The following is a 21,208-nucleotide window of genomic DNA, read 5'->3' as shown; positions in this document are numbered from 1 at the left end:
CCCGATCCAGAACCAGCCACTACCACCGACAAGTCGCCGAACAGACATGAAGATCACGATCTACAGCTGGAGTACTAAGGGGCGAGCACTCTGTGGTTGCTTCGCGGCGGCTCGCTCCTTGGGCGGAGCTGCGTCTAGAGAAAGAGGTCCACCCCATGCTCGCTCTGTCAGCTCCCCGCAGACTCGTGGGGCCACCGTTCGAGGGTCGACCGCTTCCGATGGTGCTCCGGAGCTGTAAGCCCCGTCCGGCTGCTCGGATCGATCGTGCTCCTTCACCCAGAACACACGCCGTGTGAACATGCCCGGCGCATCGCGGTCACTCGGCGCGTTGGTCTTTAGAACCGCGTAGCCGACTCGGCGTCCTACCTGGCCACGCCATGAGACGGGACGCCGCCGAGTGCCGACACCGTCCACTAAGGTCTCGCGGACGTAGTCGAATGAGCTGACGTCCTCGGTCCATACGATCTGGTCCTCGTGCTTGATGTCCTCAGGTCGACTTCGCACGCTCCGCCCCTCCCACAGGTCTCTGGAGACGCAGCCTCCCCAGGCTGGCTCCGCTTTAACCGGGCACCCCGGGCACGTCCCTTTAAAGCTGCATTGCTATAAGGTCCCCGACCACCTGCATGTCAGGAGAGGCCCGTGCCTCTGACCAGATGCCGTGGGCTTCTGGCTCTGTCTGACGGTTGGTGCGTAGCCTCGGCAGACCTGGGGCGGCCCTGACAGTTCTCTGTCGACCCGATCGGCGGTCTACGAGCAGAACGACAACTCCCGTGTCCGCTCGGGTGCTTGCGCGTCTGGCGTTCAGATCTACTTATGCCAAAAATAGAGGAACATGGATATGTAGCTGATACCGAATACCAGGGGCATCATCTGCTCTGTGGTTGTCAGGCGAACGTACTTCCCGCGCTTCCCTGATCTAATGTATGCACCCCACTCTCCCTTAGAGTATGGGCTAGAGGGGAGTTTCTCCTCAAGGACTTCAATCACTGCATATTTAGCCTTGCTTAGCTGCTGATAAGAGCGAAGCGTATAGAACCAGACAAGGCACTCCGCCACTAGGCAAAGCGAGCCAGTGGCAGTCGCAAACTTGCTCCACTCTCCTGCATGGCTGGTAGCCAGTGATCCCAGGAGTCCGAGTGCAGCCAAGTTTATTGTCAGAAAGAAGGAATTGGCCAAAGCGCGTCGGGCGCTGACCCTGTCAGCCATTTCTACGTATATCTTGTACTGCTCCAAAAGGACATTAACTCCTAGATCCTGGTTCCCGGCCCCAGGGGTCGCGAGTGGGAAATACGCGTTCCATACTGCGCTGCGAAGCTCATCGAGGGCGTCCGACATTCTCTCTCCCCGCTACACTGGCCAACAATTACAAACGGCAGCCAAAATGCTCTCCTGCCTAGCTAGATCTTTCCACCTCCAGAAAGTTGCGGTAAGCGGGGTGGATTTGATAGCGCTCCTCTTTTTTGTCGCGCCGCGAGGCCTTGCGTGCCAATATCCGTGCCTTGCGCAATTGATCGGCTCTATCCGGATACCAAATCTCGCCACTGCGGACTTCGATACCAAGGAAGGAGATTTTCAGGAGGCCTTCAAGACACTCTGCTGCAGCCTGACTGTCCTCCTCGCCCAGACCGTCAGAGATAAGTTCTAGAACCGTGGAGCGCGAGAGAATGCCCTCGCTTCCAGTGAACTCATAAATGACATCTTCGAGATGACCGATAGTAGACCCGTACTCAACCAGGAGAGCATCAACGGCGAATTTGCTGTAGATCTTTTCCGCCTCACGAATATCGCTTTCGTCGACCGCTGAGTGTCGAGCATTGGCGGCATTCTGAACGGCTGCCTTGCAGAAATAGACTAAATCCCGGGGGCGAGGCAGAATTGTTGAAAGGATGTGATCCAGGGTTGGCGTGCCCTCGACTTCAGCGCAGAAGAATTTCTTCCATAGCTCGTCAGGAGAGGCGCCAGCAGGTCTTGCTGAAAGGTATCTCTCATCCATCACTCGCTTTAGAAGCTCTGGCTGGTCCCAGTCGATTCTCTTTGTGTTGATCTTATCTGGTTCGCGCGCCTCCTTAATTACCTCGTCATAGATATCTGATCGCAGAAATACGCTGATCGTGACATTGACCGAAGCGAGACGATTATTCTCCTTCTGGAAATCCTCTGCAATACGACTTACAGCCCCTAGCAATCCAACGAGCAAAACGGCTTGAGATTGAAGCTGTCCCGACCTAGTCCAGGCGCTGTCTAGATTGTCTACGAGCAGTGCTACGCGGTGACGGTCCCTCAGGGCCCCTCCGAGAAGTCTCCGGAGGTTACCCACGATATTGCCGTGCAGGACTTGAGCGATGCGTTCCCTCTGCCTCTGAATGGAGCTACCCGGTGCCTCTTTGAGCTCTGATAGCGCACCATCGATTACCTTTTCCAGGCGGACGGAAAAATCATCAGCGATGCCATTCTGCGCCAGATAGTCACGCAACTGTGCGATGGGCGTACCAGAACTGATGCCAGCGGGGAGCCTTTCAGCGGCAGCGACAGCAGTGATTGCAATTTCTGAGTAAAGTAGAAAGCGCCAGAAGCTATCAACCAGAAAGGATTGCCTACCGTCGCCGTCTATTGACTGCAAGACGCCCACCAGGCCATCGAGGTCGTAGTTGGTGGGGCGAATTAGGCAAACCAGATTTCTCCTGTCTTCACCTAGTACTTGAGAGGCTCGGATCATGTTCGCTGACTTTCCCATCCCCTTTCGGCCGACAAAAACGACACTATTTTCACGTAGAACTGCCTCATATTCAGCTGTCTCTACGAAGTACTCGTCGAGGGTGTCACTCTCGTTTTCTGCGACGTAGTCACCAAAATTCAGATCTTTGAGTTCAGTGGCGATCTCAACTTTAGGGGCGTCGGTTTGAGCACCCTGAAAATTTGCCCGATTCCAGGCTTCGAAAGATTTCCCGAGCCATTCCTTGAATTTTTCCGAGAGCTTCTTTTTAGTATGGTACGTGTAGAGAATGTCCTTATAGTCAACCGGGCCTTGGTACTCTTCGTCCACAACAATCAATAGCGGGCGATTCAGGCCGCGGGCAAGTCCGGCTATGAAGGCTGTCCGGGCGTTGTGCAGTCGATTCCGATCGTGCTTCTCTGCCGAGATCTGTAGCAAGGTGGCGGTGGATGAATAGACAGCGTTTACGTACCAGGCCAATGGTGCAGACCCTTGTTCGGCGGGGTCTGCGACAATTACTTTGGTTCCCAGGTCTCTTTCCTTGCCGACCATCCTGCGGAGGTTACGTTCGGCCTCCGATGTGTGATACGTGGGAACGTAAAAAAGTGAATTTCTGCTGTGTCCATCCAGGGCTTGTGAAACGTCATCCCACAGGGTTTTTTCTCCGGCTGCCGCCATTCCGTTCATAAATTTCGCGGCGAGTTCGCTGCCTGTATCGTAAAAAATGCAGCCAATGGTGGAGAAAATATCAAAGGAGCGCCAACTGTGCTGAGCTTCTGGCGATTTATGAACGGAAAGCATCAGGTGCTTTTTTTGGCTGAATGCATAGCCCACTTCGAATAGCACATTTTGGCTGAGAGTGGTGACGTCGAAAAGACAGATTGTGCTGTCGTCAATCGCGCGAAGAACTGTTTCGATGATGAGGCGCCCAGTTGCTGGGGTCGACTCCCAGGTTTGAGCTTCGGCAAAGCCACTCTTATTGATCACGCTTGAGGCGTGCAAGATTTCTTGGGAGACATCCGCAGGGTGCTTTGAGTACCCGACAAAGGCTTTGTGCTCCACGCATCCCCCTGGTTGCAGTGATCACCGGGAACGGGGCCGGACTCCCGCCGCCCCCGTCCAGCTCAGTGAGCAGATTTTACGCACTGTGCACGTCCTGGTGGGCGGTTTCGGAATTTTCTGCCGCTTGGCGTCGCCGAGGTCGGCGGAGCGGGTTTGGCCGGTGTCCTGCCCGGTTTGGGGTCGAGCATGATCAGGGGGCCGTACGCTGGCCGGCAACTCGGGCAGGCTGTGATCCTGCCCGGAATTTGAACGAGTGGTCCCCTGGTCTTGCTCGACGCGGGACCCGAACCGGGGAGGTGGCTAAAGCCGTGGAGCCGACCGCCCCAGCCACTGCGGGTTTCTTCCCCACCATGGTGCTCGCTCCAACCGCGCGACCGGCGTAGCCGGGGAGCGCGCGGCGAGCGGAGCGAGCCGCCTTGATGAAGTAGAGAAAGTCTTATCCCGCTGGGATGAGCTGTTTGCCGTCGTGGCTCCGCACGTGAGGGCCGTTGCTGTCCAGGGCGTCCAGGAGGCGGACCGCGTAGACCTCGGCCATGCGCTCGCTGACCTCGTCGGGTGTGAGCCAGGAGACGGCTGTCGACTCGCTTGATGTGCGCTCGGTGCCGCCGGAGGGCTTGCAGCGGAAGACCAAGGCGACGATGCCTCGGGTCGTGTTCTTGTAGACGCCGGTGAGTTGGTCCACCTCGACGCGGATGCCTGTCTCTTCCCAGACCTCTCGGGCGACGCCGGCTTCGGGTGTCTCGTTGAGTTCGAGGATGCCGCCCGGGAGCTCCCAGGCGCCGTTGTCGGCTCGGCGAATCGCCAGGAGGCGGCCATCCTCGCGCACCACTGCTCCGGCTACGGACACGGAGTGCAGGGGAGCGGGTGTCGCTTCCTGTGATTGACTCATGTAGAGGAGCATAGGAGGCAGGGAAGGACTATGGGAACTGCGGCGGGAGGGGCCGGTTCCGGTCCTCGGTATGTGCAGATCGCTGATGACCTCGTGCAGCAGATCCGGGCGGGGGTTCTCAAAGCCGGCGACATGGTGCCGAGCGAATCCGAGCTGGTGGACCGCTACGGCGTCTCCGGCGGGACGATCCGTAAGGCCATGGTCGAGGTACGGGCGAGTGGGCTCGTCGAGACCAGGCACGGCAAGGGCTCGATCGTGAAGGACCGGCCCCCCGTACGGCACCGCTCGTCCGATCGCTTCCGGCGCTCGCTCCGGCAGGGTGGCCAGGCCGCCTACCTCGCGGAGTCCGCACAGTCCGGCGCCACCGCCAAAGTCAGCGTCCTCTACATCGGTCCTATGGACGCACCCGAGGATGCTGCCGAGCGCCTGGGCGTTCCCGCCAATACGCAGGTGTTGGCCCGCCGGCGCCTCTACTTCCGTAACGGCACCCCGGTTGAGACCGCCTCGTCGTACCTGCCCTGGGACGTGGTGAAGGAGATCCCCGAGCTGTTCGCCGAGAACCCCGGGGGTGGTGGCATCTATGCCCGACTCGAAGACCACGGCCATGAGTTCGCGGAGTTCGTCGAGACGCTGCAAGCGCGCCCGGCCTCGAAGTCGGAGGCGTCGGAACTGGTGCTCAGCCCTGGCGCGCCCGTGGTTCACCTGATCCGGGAGGCCCGTACGACCGCGGGTCGGGTGGTCGAGGTGTGTGACACGCTCATGGCCGCTGACCAGTTCGTTTTCGAGTACCGGATCCCTGCCGACGACTGACGCCCGCTCAACTTCCCTCAACCCGTCGCGAGTTCTTCCTAGCGGCGGGTTGACTCATGTACAGGAGTGATGCACTCTTCTTCATGTCACTCATATACATGAGTGGCGGAGTTCAGCATCTATAGAAGAGTGGTCTCCTGTGCGTCAGATTCCCGTCGACACCTCCAGCGCTGTCGTGATGGTCGCCAAGACTCCGCAGGTCAAGGTCCGTGACCGCCGCACCGGTGAGATCGCCACCGACATGGAGACCGGTGCTCAGCTCATGACCGTGGACGTGATGTTCGCGGCGAACGAGGAGGTGGAGATCCTGTCCGTCACCGTTCCGGAGCCCGGGATCACCGGTGAGCTGTCCATGGGCACGCCGGTCGCGCTCACCGGCCTGGTCGCACGTCCGTGGGAGAACGACTTCAACGGTCAGCGGCGGCACGGCATTGCGTTCCGCGCGGTCGCGGTCACCTCGCTCGCCGACGTTGCCGCCGCGGGGTCGAAGGCGGCCTGATCATGACCGCCTTCACGGTCGCTCTGGTATTGGTCGTCGCCGCTGCGGGTCTCCTGCGGTGGCGGCGGCCCGCCTGGTACTGGCTGGCCTTCGGGGTCACTCTGGCCGCGCTGCGGGTCTTGGTCCGGTACCGCTCGGTCATGGACGCGTGCGGGTTGACCGTTCCGCCGGCGCGGTGGCGGTTATCTCTGGCTCGGGCCACCAACCGGCCGATACCTGAGCCCCGCCCACCGCGTATCCGACGACTGTGGCCGACTCGCACCGGTCTGGTCCTACGACTCAAGCTCCGTCCCGGGCAGGACGTCTTCGACATCGCTGCGGCCTCGGACCGGCTTCGGCACTCGTTCTCGATGTTCGGCGTGACCTCACGTGAGGTGCGGTCCGGTGTCGTCGAGGTGCGGATGACCGGATACGACGTGCTCAAGCGGGTGCAGATGCCTGCTGAGACGGAGACCCGGGCGATGCGGGTACCGGTCGCCCTTCGGGAAGACGGGTCGGTGCACTACCGCGACTACCGCGCGATACCTCACGCCCTCACCCTCGGCGCCACGGAGTCCGGCAAGTCGGTCTACCAACGCAACCTGGTCGTCGGCCTTGCTCCTCTGGACGTTGCCCTCGTCGGCATCGACTGCAAGCGAGGGGTCGAACTCTTCCCGCTGGCGCGCCGGTTCTCCGCGCTGGCCGACAGCCCGGACACCGCTGCCGAACTCCTCGATGCACTCGTGGCGCGGATGGCGGACGTCTACCGCCTCATCCGTACCCAGCAGTGCATCACCGTCGATGTGCCGGACGCGGAGATCGCCGCCGACATCTGGGACCTGCCTGATGAGATCCGCCCGACCCCGGTCGTCGTCCTGGTCGACGAGGTGGCCGAACTCGCCCTGTACGCAACGAAGGAGGAGGAAAAGCGGCGGGACCGCATCATCACCGCCCTGGTCCGTCTCGCGCAGCTCGGCCGCGCCGCCGGTATCTACCTCGAAATCTGCGGACAGCGCTTCGGCTCCGAACTCGGCAAGGGCATCACCATGCTCCGCGCCCAACTCACCGGCCGCACCGCCCACCGTCTCAACGACGAGACCTCCGCCAACATGGCCTTCGGTGATATCGCCCCGGATGCGGTCCTCGCCGCCATCCAGATTCCCGCCGAACTGAGGGGCCTCGCCATCGCGGGAGACGCCTCCGGCGGTTGGCACCGCATCCGCGCTCCGCACACCTCGCTCCGCCAGGCCGTTAACCTCTGCAACCGGTACGCCGACAGGACCCCGGACCTGCCAGAGCTGGCCCCTTTCCGGCCCACCACCGGCACCGCCACCGAGCTTGTGCCATCGGCGAAGGCCTCTCCGGCCACCGCCTGATCTCTCCCCCCACCCGGTAGGCGTAACCGTCTTCGCGCCGAGTCCCTACCACCGCCATGCCCAAAGAAGGGAGAACCGCCATGTGCCCCGACTGCGAGGACTTCGCCCGGACCGTGCTTCTGCTCGGCCAACTCGTTCTGTACGCCGACATGGCCGGCGCCGACCTCGACTTCGTGGACGTCGTCAGCCCGTCCCTCGCCGTGTCGCTGCCGTAGCCGTCTCTGGGCACGTTCCCGGACGACTCCGACCCCGCTGAGGACTCCTGATGGGCGCCCGGCACGGTCTCCGGATCGACGCGGTGTTGATCCAGGCAGCCATCGCCGGAGCTCTGTCCTTCGCCCACCTGCACGACCTCGCCGCCGCGGCCGGACAGGACGGCTGGAAGGCATGGGCCTACCCGGTCAGCGTCGACCTGCTCCTTGTCGCCGCCTGGCGTCGGCTGCGCGGCGAGGGCCCGTCCCGGTTGGCCTGGTGCTGGTTCCTGATTGCCCTGTTCGCGTCGCTCGGAGCCAACGTCGCCACCGCCGGGTTCCTCGACCTTGCCGACCCGCCGGCCCCGCTCCGGCTCGGCATCGCCGGATGGCCCGCACTCGCCTTCCTCGGCGGCACTCTCCTCGCCCACTCGTCGGGGAAGCCGGAGCCAGCTCCGCCAGCTGCCGCCACGGAGACAAAGGAAGTCGGGCCGACGCGTGTGCCTGAAGCCGCCCCGCCCCCATCCCCGGCCGATGAACCCCCTGCGACAACGGCCCTGTCCTCGCCACCGACCCCGTCCCCGGAGCCGCCCGTTCCCGCCGTGCTGATCGACCATGCCCGCAAGGTCGCCGACGAGTACCGCACCCGCACCGGATCACCGATCGACACCGACACCCTCCGCTCCCGTCTCGGCGTTCCGCCCCACCTCGCCGACGCCATTGCCGCACGCCTCAGCTGACCGCAAAGGAGAACTGAGATGACCCATGATCCCGCCGACCTGACCGTGGACGCCTACCTCGACGGAGCGCGTGAGATGGCCGCAGCCGGACGCCCCTTCCTCGCCCACCTGCTCGCCGAGGAAGCCGCACGACGCGCCGACGACCCGGCCACCGCCCGAAGCATCCGCGCCCAGTACACCGACCCGACGACCGAAAGGGGCTGACCGGCATGCCCGCCCGCGACAGCTTCCACTCCGTGATGCGTATCGGCCCCGTGCAGATCGGCACCCACCGCGACCGCACCGGCCGCGCTGCCCACGCCGCCGTCTGCACTGCCGACCGCTGCGGCTGGTCCGCCGACTACTCCAGCCGGACCGCCGCCCAACTTGCCGCCCGCACCCACCGCTGCACTGTCCGTTAGGAGACAGCGTCCATGGACGTCCCCCTCTGGATCGCCCTGCTGGTCGTCGGCTACCTCGGCATCAAGCTCTTCCGTCCGCCGGTGTGGCTGATCTGCGTGCTCCTCCTCGGCGGCTACCTCCTCGCCGACAGCCTCTTCGCCTCCGTCATCGACACCGCCGTCAAGTAACCCGCGCCCGGGAGAGGAGAACCACTCATGTTCCAGCCCAAGATCCCGACCATGCCGCAGCCCTCGGGCCTGGTCACCCCGCCCGCCGTCGTCCAGCCGACCACCATCACGCCGGGCACGCCTGCCCCGGCACCCGCCGCCGCCCCTGAGCCGTCCCGTCCGGTCGTACAGCTGACCCCCGGCACCGCGGTCGCGCTCGTCGGCGCCGGTACCGCCGTCGTCCTGGTCGTCGGCACCGTCCTGGTCTCGCTGCTCCTGGCGGTCGCCGTCACCAGCGCATCGGTCGCCGTCTGCGCGGTCGTCGTGCGCTCCCTTATCGCGTCCAACGCCAAACGCCGCTGACCGGCCCCCGGGCGGCCTCGATACCGCCAAGCATCCGCCGCCCGGGAGCCGTGCCCACCGATCGATCTCGCAACCGGAAGGAACCCCCAGCATGGCCCACCGGCCCTCACCCTCGAAACAGAAGCGGTCCATGCCCGCCCCACAGCTCGACCCGACCGTCCTCGGGGACGTTCTCCGGGTGGCCTCGGCCTCCGACTACACCCGCTGGGAGGATCAGATCCGCCGCACCGGCGGCTGTGCCGACCCCGTCCATCTGAGCGGCTGGGTAACCCACAAGGACAAGACCACCGGCAAGACCCTGCACCGCTACTCGACCGCGTACGAGCCGGGCGGGCGCCTCCGTATCGCCTGCGGCAACCGTCGTGCCTCCCGCTGCCCCTCCTGCGCCTGGACCTACGCGGGTGACACCTACCACCTGATCCGCGCCGGCCTCGCCGGAGACGACCGCCGCGACATCACCGCCGCCGTCCGCGACCACCCGCGCGTCTTCGCCACCCTCACCGCACCCTCGTTCGGCCCCGTCCACAGCCGCCCTGACCGGGGCACCTGCCGTTGCGGCACCGCGCACGCCTCGGACTCCGGGGACCTGGGCTCCGCCCTTGATCCGGAGACCTACGACTACGCGGGCGCTGTGCTCTTCAACAACCATGCCGGGGAGCTCTGGCAGCGTTTCACCACCCGACTCCGCCGCGAACTCGCCATCCACGCAGGAATCCCACGCCGTGAGCTGGGCGACCATCTCCGCGTCTCCTTCGGCAAGGTCGCCGAATTCCAGAAGCGCGGAGCCCTCCACTTCCATGCCGTCGTACGTCTCGACGGCCCGGAGGGACCTCGTACGCCGCCGCCCTCTTGGGCCACGGTCGATCTCCTCACCGACGCGATACGCGCCGCAGCCGCGCACTCGTACACGTCGGTCTCCGTCCCGGCTGCCGGTGAACAGTCGTCGCGGACCTTCCGGTGGGGCCGACAGCTCGACGTCCGACCGGTCTAGGCCTTCGGCGACGGTTCAGATGTCACCGAACAGGCAGTCGCCTCGTACGTGGCCAAGTACGCCACCAAAGCCGCCGAGAACACCGGCACCCTGGACCGCCGTATCGGTGAACTCGCCGAACTCGACCGCCACCGCGTTCCCGATCACACCCGTCGGCTCATCACCGCATGCCGTGAGCTCGACAGCCTCTATCCAGATCGGCGCCTCTGGGCCTGGGCGCACATGCTCGGCTTTCGCGGCCACTTCTCGTCCAAGTCCCGCACCTACTCGACCACTCTCGGTGCCCTCCGCCAGGAACGCGCCGACTACCGCGCCGCCCAGGAAGCGCCTGCTCTCGGCCTCGCCGACCGCGAACCGGACACCGTCCTCGTCCTCACCGACTGGCAGTACGTAGGCCACGGGCACACCCCCGGCGAAGGAGCTCTCGCCGCCACCATCGCCCGAGACCTCCAGACCAACCGCGAGACCGCCCGCGATGCACTGAAGGAGCGCACTGCCAATGAGGGGGAGTGGTGACCGTGGCGGACCGACTGCTCACCGTGAACCAGGTCGCCGAACGACTCGGCACCGGTCTCCGCTTCCCCCGCCGGCTCATCGAGGAACGCCGCATCACGTACGTCAAGGTCGGCCGACACGTCCGCATCCCCGAGAGCGCTGTGGAGGAGTACGTCAGTGCCCACACGGTGGCGCCGGTCGTCCTGCGGCCCGCCTCGGCGTACTCGTACCGGAGGGCCGCCTGATGGCCGCCAAGCGTAAGTCCCGACGCGCCTTCGGGCGGATCCGGAAGCTGCCGTCCGGCCGATTCCAGGCTCGGTATCCGGGGCCTGACGGCGTGCTGCGAGCCGCTGATCAGACGTTCGCGACAACGACGGACGCTGATCGCTGGCTGGCACGGAAGCGAATCGAGATGGAGGAGGGCCGCTGGCTCGACCCCGCTGAGGGGAAGACCACCGTCCGCGATTGGTCGGCACGATGGCTCACCGCGGTCTCCCCGCAGCTCAAGCACAAGACACAGGCGTCGTACCGATCCCTGATCAACTCGCTGATCGTTCCGGCGCTCGGTGACCGTGAGCTGTCCAGCCTCCGGCCTATCACCATCGTCGAATGGGTCGGTGCGATGAAGACCCGTGGTCTCAGCGCATCGCGGATCAGACAGGCCTACCGGGTGCTGTCGCAGATCATGCGGGCGGCCGTCGACAACGAGATGATCGGGCAGACCCCGTGCCGGGGCGTGAAGCTGCCTCGAATGCCGCAGACCGAGCCGCACATCCTCACCCCGCTGGAAGCCTCACGGATCGTGCGGAGCGCGACGAAACCGCATGACCTGCTGATCTCCTTGCTCGCCTACGCGGGGCTGCGGGTAGGGGAGGCGTTCGCGCTGCGGCGAGCGGACATCGATGTGTCCGGCGGCCTGGTCCTCGTCGATGAAAACCTGGCCGAAGCGAACGGCACTCTCGTCTTCGACACTCCCAAGTCCCATCAGAAGCGGGTCCTGCGGATCGGGCCGTCACTCGCGGCGCGGATCGGCCGGCACCTGGAAACGCTGCCCGGCGGGGAGGACGCTCTCCTCTTCGTCACCCCTGGCGGCAAGCCGCTGCGCTACAACCAGTGGCGCAAGGCGTACTTCGATCCCGCTGTGACGGCGGCCGGGCTCGCCGACGTCACGCCGCACGACCTGCGTGCCTCGCACGGCACGTGGGTCGCCGACCGCTACGGCGTCATGACCGCCGCCCATCGGCTCGGCCACTCGAACGCGAGCGTCACTACCCGGCACTATGCCCGGCCGGTCGCCGGTCGAGACGATCAGGTTGCCGAAGCGGCTGACACGTGGCTCGAAGGGCAGGAAGAGGATGGGCCGAACAAGGAGCACAAGCCTCTGTGAGGCCCTGTAAATCCTGTCGCCCCTGGCCGAGAACATGGCCAGGGGCGACGCGCTGTACGGCGTCCGAATATCGCTCTACTGCTCGCTGGTGCGGTTCTCACCGTCAATCTCGTAGATCCGCCCCTGAAGCTGTTCACCGGCCCAGTCCAGCTCGACGCCAAGGTCGAACCAGTGCCGGTCCTTGCGTACTCCGGGCGGTGAGAGGTTGACCGCCGCCCAGGAAAACACTCCCAGCAGGACGGAACGCCCGTGCTGCGTCGTACGCACGGACAACGCAAACGGCGCGGCGAGTGCCGCGCGGGTGACCAACATGACCTGGTCGTTTTCGGAAGACTGACGCCCGGCCGTCAGAAACCGTGGTGTTTCAAGGATCTTGACCCACTCGACCACTGCGTCAGCCACCTGGGCCCGCAAGGACTCTTCGATGCCCTTCCGGACTGCGGCCGCGGGGCTATCGCCTAGCCAGCCAAGCCAGTGATCAGGCTCGGTGAGCTTGCTGAAGTCGTCTTGCGGCGCTCCGTGGCGGGGATTCCCCTGGTACTCACCTGTCAGTTTGCCGCTGCTGTCCACCAGCCAAGCGCCACGGATCGCCTCCGGGGGTACGTAGCCGTTCGGGTCGTCGATATACGCCGGGTCGATCTCGGCGACGCTGCCACCGGGGTTCTCAGCAGCCGCAGCCAGCAGTGCTGGTTCCTTCGGTATGCCCTTACGTTGGCTGCGCCAGCCAAAACGCACCACGTCCCCACCCCTGTCATCGCCCGTCCAGTTGTCCGCGATTCTGCCTCACCGGTCAGGATGGGCTGAGGGCATTTGAGACGGTGACAGGGGGGTGAGGCCACCCCAGGGGCACGTAGCGGGCACGGTAAGCGCGGCGAAGGCTGCGGCGAGACGGTTTCCTGCGCCTGACCGGCACTGAAACTGGTGCGTCACCTGATCCCCGAAAGGTCTTGAAAACCGTCGTGGCGCGAGTCACCGTGGGTTCAAATCCCACACCCACCGCAGTGAACGGCCCCCGACCGGGCGAACCGGTCGGGGGCCGTTCGTATGGGTGCGGGGCTTCTAGGATGGCCGGTGGAGGCGGAGTCGTAGCGCAGAGGTCGTCGCGCGCGGTCTCCAAAACCGTGAGGACGCCGGTTCGAATCCGGTCGGGTCCGCCTCCGCCTTCCCTCTTCGGGTGGCGCTCATGCGGGCGCTGGGCGCATGGTTCGCCCCAGGTCAGGGGTTTGGTTCGGGTTCCTCACGCTTGCGGGGGAACCGGGAGCCAGGAGTGGTTCGGCGGTGGGGCGGTGGGCAGTTCTGGTCCGCGACGTCGTGATCAGAACCGGGCGGTCGGCCGTCGGCCCGGGTTCAGCCTCAGCCCTACTTCCGGTTCCTGGAGGAACAGACATGGCAAGCATCCGTACCGCTCGTGCCCTCGCCGTCGTTGCCGCGCTGCCTCTGGCCGCCGTTCTCCTCGGCGGAGTGGCCCAGGCGGACAACGGCTCGTTCGCGAGCGGCGGGTCGAACGCGGGCGTGGCCACGATCAGCGGCAGCGGGGTCGGCCGGGACAACGCGGGCAACTCCTCGACCTCGCAGCAGCAGGCGACGGGCGCCGGAGCGTCGAACCAGAGCAACTCCGCGCAGGTGAACGGTTCGGGCTTCACCGACATCGACCAGTCGACGTACAACCTGGCGGTGAACTTCACGAACCTCTGGTGAGGTCCGCGCTGCTCGCGGCCCGTCCGTACGCCACTCCGGCGTACGGGCGGGCCGTCCGCCGTCCACCCGGTCGTACCGGGACCTCGGGGCCGACCCTGAGGACCCGGGTACGGCCCCCTCCACCTACAGGAGGTGGAGGGGGGCCCGGGCCTACACCCTGAGGCGGACGCGGTTTCGGGACCTGGGGGCGATTTGGGAGGCGGGCCCCGCTTCTAGCGTGGAGCCATGACCACGCCAGTCCGCACGGGCACCCACAGGGGAGCCGCACCGGCATGCACGTCGGCCGCGGTACGCACTTACGCGCCGACGCGCACCGCTGCCCCGGCGCGCACGCCGGGCAGCTCCGGCCGTGCCGCGCACGCCGCGCGCACGTCGGCGGCGCCGCACGTCCCGTACCCCTCGTTCACGTCGTTCGTGCAGGCGCGCGGTCCGGTGCTGCTGCGGGCGGCGCGCTCGCTCACCGCCAACCCGAGCGACGCCGAGGACCTGCTGCAGACCGCGCTCACCAAGACCTACGTCGCCTGGGACCGGATCGAGGACCACCGCGCCCTCGACGGCTATGTCCGCCGGGCCCTGCTGAACACCAGGACCTCGCAGTGGCGCAAGCGCAAGGTCGACGAGTTCGCCTGCGACGAGCTGCCCGAGCAGGAGGCCGTTCCCGGCCCGGACCCGGCGGAGCGGCAGTCGCTGCACGACGCGATGTGGCGTGCGGTCCTGAAGCTGCCGGCCCGCCAGCGGGCGATGGTCGTCCTGCGCTACTACGAGGACCTGAGCGAGGCGCAGACCGCCGAGGTGCTCGGGGTGTCCGTAGGCACGGTCAAGAGCGCGGTCTCCCGGGCGCTCGGCAAGCTCCGCCAGGACCCGGAGCTGATCGCGGACCGCTGACCGATGGCCTCCGCAGAGGCGGAACAGAGCGGTCCGACCGGCTCCCGGGCGGTGTGACATTGCGGGGCGACACCGATTCGTACGCCCGGAAGTAGTGACATACCAAGCGGTATGTGCGCAGAATCAGCGGAACCCTACTGCCGCGTAGCGCCCACCGGGAGGACGCCGTGCTCAGCACCATGCAGGACGTACCGCTGACTGTCACCCGCATCCTGACGCATGGGATGACGATTCACGGGAAGTCGCAGGTCACGACCTGGACCGGAGAGCCGGAGCCGCACCGGCGCAGCTTCGCGGAGATCGGCCGGCGCGCCACCCAGCTCGCCAACGCGCTGCGCGACGAACTCGGTATCGACGCCGATCAGCGTGTCGCGACGCTCATGTGGAACAACGCCGAGCACGTGGAGGCGTACCTCGCCATCCCGTCCATGGGCGCCGTTCTCCACACACTGAACCTCCGCCTTCCCGCCGAGCAGCTGGTCTGGGTCGTCAAGCACGCCGACGACAAGGTCGTCATCGTCAACGGCTCGCTGCTGCCGCTCATCGCGCCGCTGCTTTCCCAGCTGACGTCGGTGGAACACCTGATCGTCTCGGGTCCCGGCGACCGTTCCCTCCTGGACGGCGCGACGGTGCGCGTGCACGACTACGAGGAGTTGCTCGCCGGCCGCTCCACCAGCTTCGACTGGCCGGAGCTGGACGAGCGCCAGGCCGCCGCGATGTGCTACACCTCCGGCACGACGGGGGACCCGAAGGGCGTCGTCTACTCCCACCGTTCGGTCTACCTGCACTCCATGCAGGTCAACATGTCCGAGTCGATGGGCCTGACCGACAAGGACACCACCCTCGTCGTCGTTCCGCAGTTCCACGTCAACGCCTGGGGTCTGCCGCACGCGACGTTCATGTCGGGCGTCAACATGCTGATGCCGGACCGTTTCCTCCAGCCCGCCCCGCTCGCCGACATGATCGAGCGCGAGCGCCCGACGCACGCCGCCGCCGTTCCCACCATCTGGCAGGGGCTGCTCGCCGAGGTCACCGCCAACCCGCGCGACCTCACCTCCATGGCCAACGTCACGATCGGCGGCGCCGCCTGCCCGCCCTCCCTCATGGAGGCGTACGACAAGCTGGGCGTCCGCCTCTGTCACGCCTGGGGCATGACGGAGACCTCGCCGCTCGGCACCATGGCCAACCCGCCCGCCGGACTGACCCCGGAGGAGGAGTGGCCCTACCGCGTCACCCAGGGCCGCTTCCCGGCCGGCGTCGAGGCGCGACTTGTCGGTCCGGCCGGCGAGCACCTGCCGTGGGACGGCGAGTCGGCCGGTGAGCTGGAGGTGCGCGGCGCCTGGATCGCCGGTGCCTACTACGGCGGCGCGGACGGCGAGGCGCTGCGGCCCGCGGACAAGTTCAGCGAGGACGGCTGGCTGAAGACCGGCGACGTCGGCGTGATCAGCGAGGACGGCTTCCTCACGCTCACCGACCGGGCGAAGGACGTCATCAAGTCCGGTGGCGAGTGGATCTCCAGTGTCGAGCTGGAGAACGCGCTGATGGCCCACCCGGACGTCGCGGAGGCCGCGGTCGTGGCCGTCCCGGACGAGAAGTGGGGTGAGCGTCCGCTCGCCACCGTCGTCCTCAAGGAGGGCGCCACCGCCGACTACGAGGCGCTGCGGGCGTTCCTCGCCGAATCCGGCGTCGCGAAGTGGCAGCTGCCGGAGCGGTGGTCGGTCATTCCGGCCGTGCCGAAGACGAGCGTCGGCAAGTTCGACAAGAAGGTCATCCGCAAGCAGTACGCGCAGGGCGAGCTGGACATCACGCAGCTCTGAGCCGCTGCACGGAAAGGGCGAGGGCGGTACGGGTGCGTTCCCGTACCGCCCTCGTCGTATGCCTCTGTACGCCGGTCAGTTCGTGCCGATCTTCGCGAGCAGGTCGACGATGCGGGACTGCACCTCGTCGCTCGTGGAGCGCTCCGCCAGGAACAGCACGGTCTCGCCCGAACCGAGGCGCGGCAGTTCCGCCTGGTCGATGCCGGCCGAGGTGTAGACGACCAGGGGGGTGCGGTTCAGCTGGCCGTTGGCGCGCAGCCAGTCCACGATCCCGGCCCGGCGGCGGCGCACCTGCATCAGGTCCATCACCACCAGGTTCGGCCGCGTCCGGGTCGCCAGCGCGACGGCCTCGCTGTCCGTCGCGGCGCAGGCGACCTGCATGCCCCGGCGTTCCAGCGTCTCCGTCAGCGCGGCCGCGATGTCCTGGTGCTCCTCGATCAGCAGGACGCGCGGCGGGTGCTGTTCGCTGTCGCGCGGAGCGAGCGCCTTCAGGAGTACGGCCGGGTCGGCACCGTACGCCGCCTCCCGCGACGCCTGTCCCAGGCCGGCGGTCACCAGTACGGGCACCTCGGCGGCGACGGCTGCCTGCCGCAGGGACTGGAGCGCCTTACGGGTGATGGGCCCGGTCAACGGGTCCACGAAGAGCGCGGCGGGGAAGGCCGCGATCTGCGCGTCCACCTCCTCGCGCGAGTGCACGATCACCGGCCGGTAACCGCGGTCGCTCAGCGCCTGCTGCGTGGAGACGTCGGGCGCGGGCCAGACGAGCAGCCGGCGCGGGTTGTCGAGCGGCTCGGGGGGCAGCTCGTCGTCGACCGGCTGCGGGGAGGGGCGGTTGGCGACCTCGACCGCACCGCCGGGACCGTCCAGCGGCTCAGGTCCCTCGGCCGCACCCTCGTCGGGCGCACCGATGGCGTACGCGCGCCCTTCGGCCGCGGGAGCGGAGAGCAGCTGCCCCGATCCCTGCCCGTGCACGGTGGGGGCGGGGGGCGTGGCGGCGGGTGCTGCGGGCCCGGGATGCGGGGTCGCCGAGGCCGGGGCGGGCGACGCGGCGCGCTCGTCCTGGCCGGGCTCGGGCTCCGGCGGTGCGGCCAGCTTGCGGCGCCGGCCGACGCTGCTGCCGCCCAGGGTCTGGTTCTGCTGGTGGGCGATGTGCTGGGCGAACGGCACGCCCTGTCCCAGCGTGCGCACGCTGAACGCGCGTCCCTGTGTCGAGTCCGACCCGCCCGGCATCGGTGCCTCGGCGGGCAGCGGCTGCCGGCGCGCGTCGGGCGCGGGCGCCAGCGTACGGGGGCGGGCCGGGGGACCGGCGGGGGTGGCGGTGCCGGTGGTGTGGGTCGTACGTCCGGCGCTCTGCGTCTCCGGCGCGGCGACGGGTGCGGTGGGCCCCCGCCCGGAGGTGTCGTCGTCCCCCCAGGCGCCGGGGTGCGCGGGCGGTGCCGACAGGGCGGCCGGGGCTCCGGGGGCGGGCTGCTCCGGCGGAGCAGCGGGCGCGAAGGGGGCACCGGGGGCGTCGAGCCTGGGGTCGGCCGGTGCGGGGGGCGCCGTTTCGGCGCCCGGGGCGGTCGGTGCGGGCGGCGCGACCGGGGCGGGCGGCGCGAAGGGCGCGGGCGGCACCTCCTGCGGGCCCGCGTCCCCGTGGCGGGCGCGGCGCCGGCCGGTAGGGGCGGGCTGGGCCTGCGGCGGCACGGGGGCGTGCTCCGGCGTGGCGGCCGGGGCGAGGGGCGGGGCGCCGGGCGGGATGGCGAGGGCGCCGGGGTCGGCGTCCGGTGTGCCGGGCAGCCCGGCCTCGGGCCACGCGGCCTGCCCGGCCGGAGGCGTACCCACGCCGGCGCCGTGCGAACCACCCGAGGCGGCCTCGTCCGTACCCACACCGATGCCGTGCGAACCGGACGCTCCGGCCTCGTCCGTACCCACACCGATGCCGTGCGAACCGGACGCGCCGGCCTCGTCCGTACCCACGCCGACGCGGTACGAACCGGACGCGCCGGCCTCGTCCTTACCCACGCCGACGTCGTACGAACCCGACGCGTCGCTCTCACGCGCGCCGACAGGCCCCGGCGCCCCTGCCGCACCCGCGAGCCCCGTGCCCAAGGAGCCGTCCGGCCCCCCGGCAGCCGGGGCCACCCGGTCCGCGTCGGCGGGCGGGAGGGCGAAGGGCACGCGCGGTCCGGCCTCGGCGGCGGCGGCCCGTTCCTGGGCGGCGGCCAGGGCGCGGCGGCGTCGCCCGGTCGGCTGCGGTGCCGGCGCGGGCAACTCCGGCGAGGGCGAGGGCGAGGGCGGAGGGACCACCGGGCCGGGCGCCGGGCGGTCGGCGCCATCGAGGTCCGAGAAGGCGGCGGGGGCCGTGGACCGGACGGCGTTCACGACGGGGGGAAGGGCGAGACGGCCCTCGTCGCCCGGGTTCCCCCGGTGCCCGCCGACCGCGGCCGGGAGCTGTGACCCGGTCTGCGCCCCGACCGGAACGCCCTGCGGGGGCACCGTCTGCCCGCGCTGCGGCCGGCCGCCCTGCGCGCCCTCCGCGGCGGTCACCACGGACCCCTCCGACGGAGCGGCCGCGGGCAGCGCGAGGGCCTGCCCCGGGGCGGACCGGACCGCCTGCGTGCCCGTCTCGGCGGGGCTGGGCCGCCCGCGACGGCGTCCGGAGCCCTCGGCCTGCTGGGCGGGGATCAGCTCGTGCGGGCCCGCGACCTCGGCGGCGGGGGCGGCACGGCGCGCACGCCGGCGCCCGGTCGGGGCGGCTGCGCCGGTGTCCCCGGGGGCCGCTTCCAGCTCGCCGCTGCCGTCGGAGCCGCCCAGGGGGCTCTCCAGGAAGGCGTCGGTGGAGGAACGCCGCGCACGGCGCCGGCCCCTACCCGCCTCGGGCGCGTCCGACACCACCGGCGCCGGGTCCGCATGACCGGTCTCCCCGGGGGAAGGAAGCGCGGGTGCCACCGGAGGAGCCGCCTCCACCTGAGGCGCCGGGGGCGGCTCCGGGGGCGCCACGGTCCCCGCACCCGCGCCGATCGGCACCTCAAGGACGTACGCACTGCCGCTCATGCCCGGCATCTCGTGCGTCTGGAGCACACCGCCGTGCGCGCGGACGATGCCGCTCACGATGGGTACGTGCACCGGGTCTCCCCCGGCGAACGGTCCGCGCACCTCGATGCGTACGACGTCACCGCGCTGGGCGGCGGCGACCACGACGGTCGAGTCGACGTAACCGCCACCGGGCACGAGACGGGCCTTGCCGGTCGAGTCGACTCCGGCGACGTCCGCGACGAGGTGAGCGAGGGCGGTCACCAGGCGTCCGGCGTCGACCTCGGCCTCGATCGGCGGGGCGTGCACCGCGAACTGGGCGCGGCCGGGCCCGATCAGCTCGACCGCGGCGTCGATGCCGGCCGTGACGACGCCGTCGAGCAGCACACGCGTCTTGACCAGCGCCTCGGCGCCGGCGTCGAGGCGCTGGTAGCCGAGCACGTTGTCGATGAGCGTCGTCATGCGCGCGTAGCCCGCGGCCAGGTGGTGCAGGATCTGGTTCGCCTCGGGCCACAGCTGGCCGGCGGGGTCGGCGGCGAGCGTGGAGAGCTCGCCGCGCAGCTCCTCCAGGGGCCCGCGCAGCGACTCGCTGAGCACGGCGGTGAGCTGGGTGTGCCGGGCGGTGAGGTCGGTCAGCCGCTCGGCCTGCTCCTCCAGTTCGGAGGCGTAACGCTCGGTGCGGTCGGCCAGCTCGGAGGCGTGGGCCTCCTCGGCGGCGGCGAGCTCGGCGGTGTGCCGCTCGGTGAGTTCGGCGACCGCGGCGGTGTGGCTCGCGGTCAGCTCGGCGATCTCGTCCTTGCGCCGCTTGTCCAGCTCCTCGTAGGGCCGGCGGTCGGTGAACGTCATCACGGCGCCGACGAGCTGGTCGCCGTCGCGGACGGGGGCGGTGGTCAGATCGACCGGCACCTGTTCCCCGCTCTTGGACCACAGAACCTGCCCGCGCACCCGGTGTTTGCGTCCCGACTTCAGCGTGTCGGCGAGCGGGGACTCCTCGTACGGGAAGGGCTCGCCCTCCGCACGCGAGTGCAGGATCAGCGGGTGCAGCTCCTGGCCGCCGAGGTCGCTGGCGCGGAAGCCGAGGATCTGCGCGGCGGCGGGGTTGACCAGGACGACCCGGCCGTCCGTGTCCGTACCGACGACGCCCTCGGCGGCGGCGCGCAGGATCATCTCGGTCTGGCGCTGCGACCGGGCCAGCTCGGCCTCGGTGTCGACGGTGCCGGAGAGGTCGCGCACGACGAGCATCAGCAGCTCGTCACCGGTGTAGCTGCCCCCGTAGGAGCCCTGGACGTCCTTGTACGCCGCCTGCCCGTCCTCCAGGCTGGCGCTGGTCACCTCGACGGGGTACTCGTGGCCGTCGGTACGGCGCGCGATCATGCGCGTCGGCTTGGTACGGCCTCGCTCGTCCGCAGCCTCGGGCCGGCGCATCGACCCCGGGATCAGCTTGGAGTCGAACTCCGGCAGCAGATCGAGCAGCCCGCGGCCGACGAGCGCGGTGCCCGGCGACTCGAACATTTCGAGGGCGATGGTGTTGGCGTTGACGACCGTACCGTTGCAGTTGACGAGCAGAAGCCCGTCCGGAAGGGCGTCGAGTATGGCTGCGAGGCGAGCAGCGCCTCGGGATGGCCTGCTGCTCACGACGACGCTTCCTCCCTGATTACTGCATCTTGCCGACAGCGGCCCCATCTTGCCCCTCGGGTCTTGCCCCTCGGGCTTCAAGCTGTCACTGAAGGAGTCTAAAGGCAGGGGAGGG

General features: G+C 68.2%; 20 protein-coding genes, 1 tRNA gene and 1 pseudogene. 16 read left to right on the top strand and 6 right to left on the bottom strand.

The window, feature by feature from the left end; genetic code table 11:
* Positions 1-60 precede the first annotated feature (60 nt).
* The 4 genes from ACLQ2N_RS34270 to ACLQ2N_RS34255 all read right to left on the bottom strand — a co-directional run bounded on the left by ACLQ2N_RS34270 (position 61) and on the right by ACLQ2N_RS34255 (position 4,676).
* The gene (locus ACLQ2N_RS34270) at positions 61-504 is read right to left on the bottom strand and encodes a DUF6009 family protein (RefSeq protein WP_425819380.1); all 444 of its coding nucleotides are present in this window, start codon (positions 502-504) and stop codon (positions 61-63) included.
* A 303-nt stretch (positions 505-807) separates the two neighbouring features.
* Positions 808-1,335, bottom strand: coding sequence for a RipA family octameric membrane protein (locus ACLQ2N_RS34265; protein ID WP_425819378.1), 528 nt, complete (start codon positions 1,333-1,335; stop codon positions 808-810).
* A 58-nt stretch (positions 1,336-1,393) separates the two neighbouring features.
* Positions 1,394-3,775, bottom strand: a complete 2,382-nt coding sequence (locus tag ACLQ2N_RS34260) for a P-loop ATPase, Sll1717 family (RefSeq protein ID WP_425819376.1) — start codon at positions 3,773-3,775, stop codon at positions 1,394-1,396.
* Between the two features lie 436 nt (positions 3,776-4,211).
* Positions 4,212-4,676, bottom strand: a complete 465-nt coding sequence (locus ACLQ2N_RS34255; RefSeq protein WP_425819374.1) for an NUDIX hydrolase — start codon at positions 4,674-4,676, stop codon at positions 4,212-4,214.
* An 18-nt stretch (positions 4,677-4,694) separates the two neighbouring features.
* Here ACLQ2N_RS34255 and ACLQ2N_RS34250 point away from each other — a divergent pair, with 18 nt between their 5' ends.
* From ACLQ2N_RS34250 to ACLQ2N_RS34195, 12 genes and pseudogenes are all read left to right on the top strand, one after another.
* Complete coding sequence (locus ACLQ2N_RS34250) at positions 4,695-5,474, top strand: GntR family transcriptional regulator (protein WP_425819372.1); 780 nt, start codon at positions 4,695-4,697, stop codon at positions 5,472-5,474.
* 139 nt (positions 5,475-5,613) lie between these two features.
* Positions 5,614-5,973 carry a hypothetical protein gene (locus tag ACLQ2N_RS34245; RefSeq protein WP_032781844.1) on the top strand — a complete coding sequence of 120 codons (360 nt, stop codon included), beginning with the start codon at positions 5,614-5,616 and terminating at the stop codon, positions 5,971-5,973.
* Between the two features lie 2 nt (positions 5,974-5,975).
* A complete protein-coding gene (locus ACLQ2N_RS34240) occupies positions 5,976-7,328 on the top strand; it encodes an FtsK/SpoIIIE domain-containing protein (RefSeq protein ID WP_425819370.1) in 1,353 nt (450 codons plus the stop codon).
* An 80-nt stretch (positions 7,329-7,408) separates the two neighbouring features.
* Positions 7,409-7,543, top strand: coding sequence for a hypothetical protein (locus ACLQ2N_RS34235; protein WP_425819368.1), 135 nt, complete (start codon positions 7,409-7,411; stop codon positions 7,541-7,543).
* A gap of 50 nt (positions 7,544-7,593) precedes the next feature.
* The gene (locus ACLQ2N_RS34230) at positions 7,594-8,259 is read left to right on the top strand and encodes a DUF2637 domain-containing protein (RefSeq protein WP_425819366.1); all 666 of its coding nucleotides are present in this window, start codon (positions 7,594-7,596) and stop codon (positions 8,257-8,259) included.
* Between the two features lie 18 nt (positions 8,260-8,277).
* Complete coding sequence (locus ACLQ2N_RS34225; RefSeq protein ID WP_425819364.1) at positions 8,278-8,463, top strand: hypothetical protein; 186 nt, start codon at positions 8,278-8,280, stop codon at positions 8,461-8,463.
* 5 nt (positions 8,464-8,468) lie between these two features.
* Positions 8,469-8,660, top strand: a complete 192-nt coding sequence (locus tag ACLQ2N_RS34220) for a mobile element transfer protein (RefSeq protein WP_382265037.1) — start codon at positions 8,469-8,471, stop codon at positions 8,658-8,660.
* Positions 8,661-8,672: 12 nt separating this feature from the next.
* On the top strand, positions 8,673-8,828 hold the full coding sequence (locus ACLQ2N_RS34215) for a hypothetical protein (RefSeq protein WP_010060553.1): 156 nt from the start codon (positions 8,673-8,675) through the stop codon (positions 8,826-8,828).
* Between the two features lie 27 nt (positions 8,829-8,855).
* The gene (locus ACLQ2N_RS34210) at positions 8,856-9,170 is read left to right on the top strand and encodes a SpdD-like protein (protein WP_307125912.1); all 315 of its coding nucleotides are present in this window, start codon (positions 8,856-8,858) and stop codon (positions 9,168-9,170) included.
* A 91-nt stretch (positions 9,171-9,261) separates the two neighbouring features.
* Positions 9,262-10,677: pseudogene (gene repSA, locus ACLQ2N_RS34205) on the top strand (replication initiator protein RepSA).
* A gap of 2 nt (positions 10,678-10,679) precedes the next feature.
* Entirely contained in the window at positions 10,680-10,901 is a 222-nt protein-coding gene (locus tag ACLQ2N_RS34200; protein ID WP_425819361.1) for a helix-turn-helix domain-containing protein, read from the top strand.
* Positions 10,901-12,043, top strand: a complete 1,143-nt coding sequence (locus ACLQ2N_RS34195) for a tyrosine-type recombinase/integrase (RefSeq protein ID WP_425819359.1) — start codon at positions 10,901-10,903, stop codon at positions 12,041-12,043. Before ACLQ2N_RS34200 ends, ACLQ2N_RS34195 begins: the two co-directional genes overlap by 1 nt.
* A gap of 75 nt (positions 12,044-12,118) precedes the next feature.
* On the opposite strand, the gene ACLQ2N_RS34190 is transcribed toward ACLQ2N_RS34195, so the two are convergent.
* A complete protein-coding gene (locus tag ACLQ2N_RS34190) occupies positions 12,119-12,781 on the bottom strand; it encodes a hypothetical protein (RefSeq protein WP_425819357.1) in 663 nt (220 codons plus the stop codon).
* Between the two features lie 341 nt (positions 12,782-13,122).
* Between ACLQ2N_RS34190 and ACLQ2N_RS34185 the strand changes: the two genes are divergently transcribed.
* The 4 genes from ACLQ2N_RS34185 (at position 13,123) to ACLQ2N_RS34170 (ending at position 16,443) form a co-directional block, all read left to right on the top strand.
* A tRNA-Trp gene (locus ACLQ2N_RS34185) sits at positions 13,123-13,197 on the top strand.
* A gap of 232 nt (positions 13,198-13,429) precedes the next feature.
* Complete coding sequence (locus ACLQ2N_RS34180; RefSeq protein WP_425819355.1) at positions 13,430-13,741, top strand: hypothetical protein; 312 nt, start codon at positions 13,430-13,432, stop codon at positions 13,739-13,741.
* Between the two features lie 225 nt (positions 13,742-13,966).
* Positions 13,967-14,626, top strand: a complete 660-nt coding sequence (locus ACLQ2N_RS34175; protein WP_425819353.1) for a SigE family RNA polymerase sigma factor — start codon at positions 13,967-13,969, stop codon at positions 14,624-14,626.
* Between the two features lie 167 nt (positions 14,627-14,793).
* Positions 14,794-16,443 carry a long-chain fatty acid--CoA ligase gene (locus tag ACLQ2N_RS34170; RefSeq protein WP_425819351.1) on the top strand — a complete coding sequence of 550 codons (1,650 nt, stop codon included), beginning with the start codon at positions 14,794-14,796 and terminating at the stop codon, positions 16,441-16,443.
* 75 nt (positions 16,444-16,518) lie between these two features.
* Here the strand turns inward: ACLQ2N_RS34170 and ACLQ2N_RS34165 are convergent, their stop codons facing one another.
* Positions 16,519-21,093: a PAS domain-containing protein gene (locus tag ACLQ2N_RS34165; RefSeq protein ID WP_425819349.1), complete on the bottom strand. Its 4,575-nt coding sequence runs from the start codon at positions 21,091-21,093 to the stop codon at positions 16,519-16,521.
* Between the last annotated feature and the right edge of the window lie 115 nt (positions 21,094-21,208).

The sequence above is a fragment of the Streptomyces sp. DT224 genome, from assembly GCF_049844595.1.
Lineage (GTDB): Bacteria > Actinomycetota > Actinomycetes > Streptomycetales > Streptomycetaceae > Streptomyces.
Note: the sequence above shows the minus strand (reverse complement) of the source record. Positions and strands in the feature narration are given on the sequence as shown.

Bases quoted from the DNA above. Each gene is read 5' to 3' on its own strand.
- ACLQ2N_RS34230 (WP_425819366.1), top strand. From the start codon at position 7,594: ATGGGCGCCCGGCACGGTCTCCGGATCGACGCGGTGTTGATCCAGGCA.
- ACLQ2N_RS34220 (WP_382265037.1), top strand. From the start codon at position 8,469: ATGCCCGCCCGCGACAGCTTCCACTCCGTGATGCGTATCGGCCCCGTG.
- ACLQ2N_RS34175 (WP_425819353.1), top strand. From the start codon at position 13,967: ATGACCACGCCAGTCCGCACGGGCACCCACAGGGGAGCCGCACCGGCA.
- ACLQ2N_RS34240 (WP_425819370.1), top strand. From the start codon at position 5,976: ATGACCGCCTTCACGGTCGCTCTGGTATTGGTCGTCGCCGCTGCGGGT.
- ACLQ2N_RS34195 (WP_425819359.1), top strand. From the start codon at position 10,901: ATGGCCGCCAAGCGTAAGTCCCGACGCGCCTTCGGGCGGATCCGGAAG.
- ACLQ2N_RS34250 (WP_425819372.1), top strand. From the start codon at position 4,695: ATGGGAACTGCGGCGGGAGGGGCCGGTTCCGGTCCTCGGTATGTGCAG.
- ACLQ2N_RS34235 (WP_425819368.1), top strand. From the start codon at position 7,409: ATGTGCCCCGACTGCGAGGACTTCGCCCGGACCGTGCTTCTGCTCGGC.
- ACLQ2N_RS34225 (WP_425819364.1), top strand. From the start codon at position 8,278: ATGACCCATGATCCCGCCGACCTGACCGTGGACGCCTACCTCGACGGA.
- ACLQ2N_RS34265 (WP_425819378.1), bottom strand. From the start codon at position 1,335: ATGTCGGACGCCCTCGATGAGCTTCGCAGCGCAGTATGGAACGCGTAT.
- ACLQ2N_RS34255 (WP_425819374.1), bottom strand. From the start codon at position 4,676: ATGCTCCTCTACATGAGTCAATCACAGGAAGCGACACCCGCTCCCCTG.
- ACLQ2N_RS34215 (WP_010060553.1), top strand. From the start codon at position 8,673: ATGGACGTCCCCCTCTGGATCGCCCTGCTGGTCGTCGGCTACCTCGGC.
- ACLQ2N_RS34210 (WP_307125912.1), top strand. From the start codon at position 8,856: ATGTTCCAGCCCAAGATCCCGACCATGCCGCAGCCCTCGGGCCTGGTC.
- ACLQ2N_RS34180 (WP_425819355.1), top strand. From the start codon at position 13,430: ATGGCAAGCATCCGTACCGCTCGTGCCCTCGCCGTCGTTGCCGCGCTG.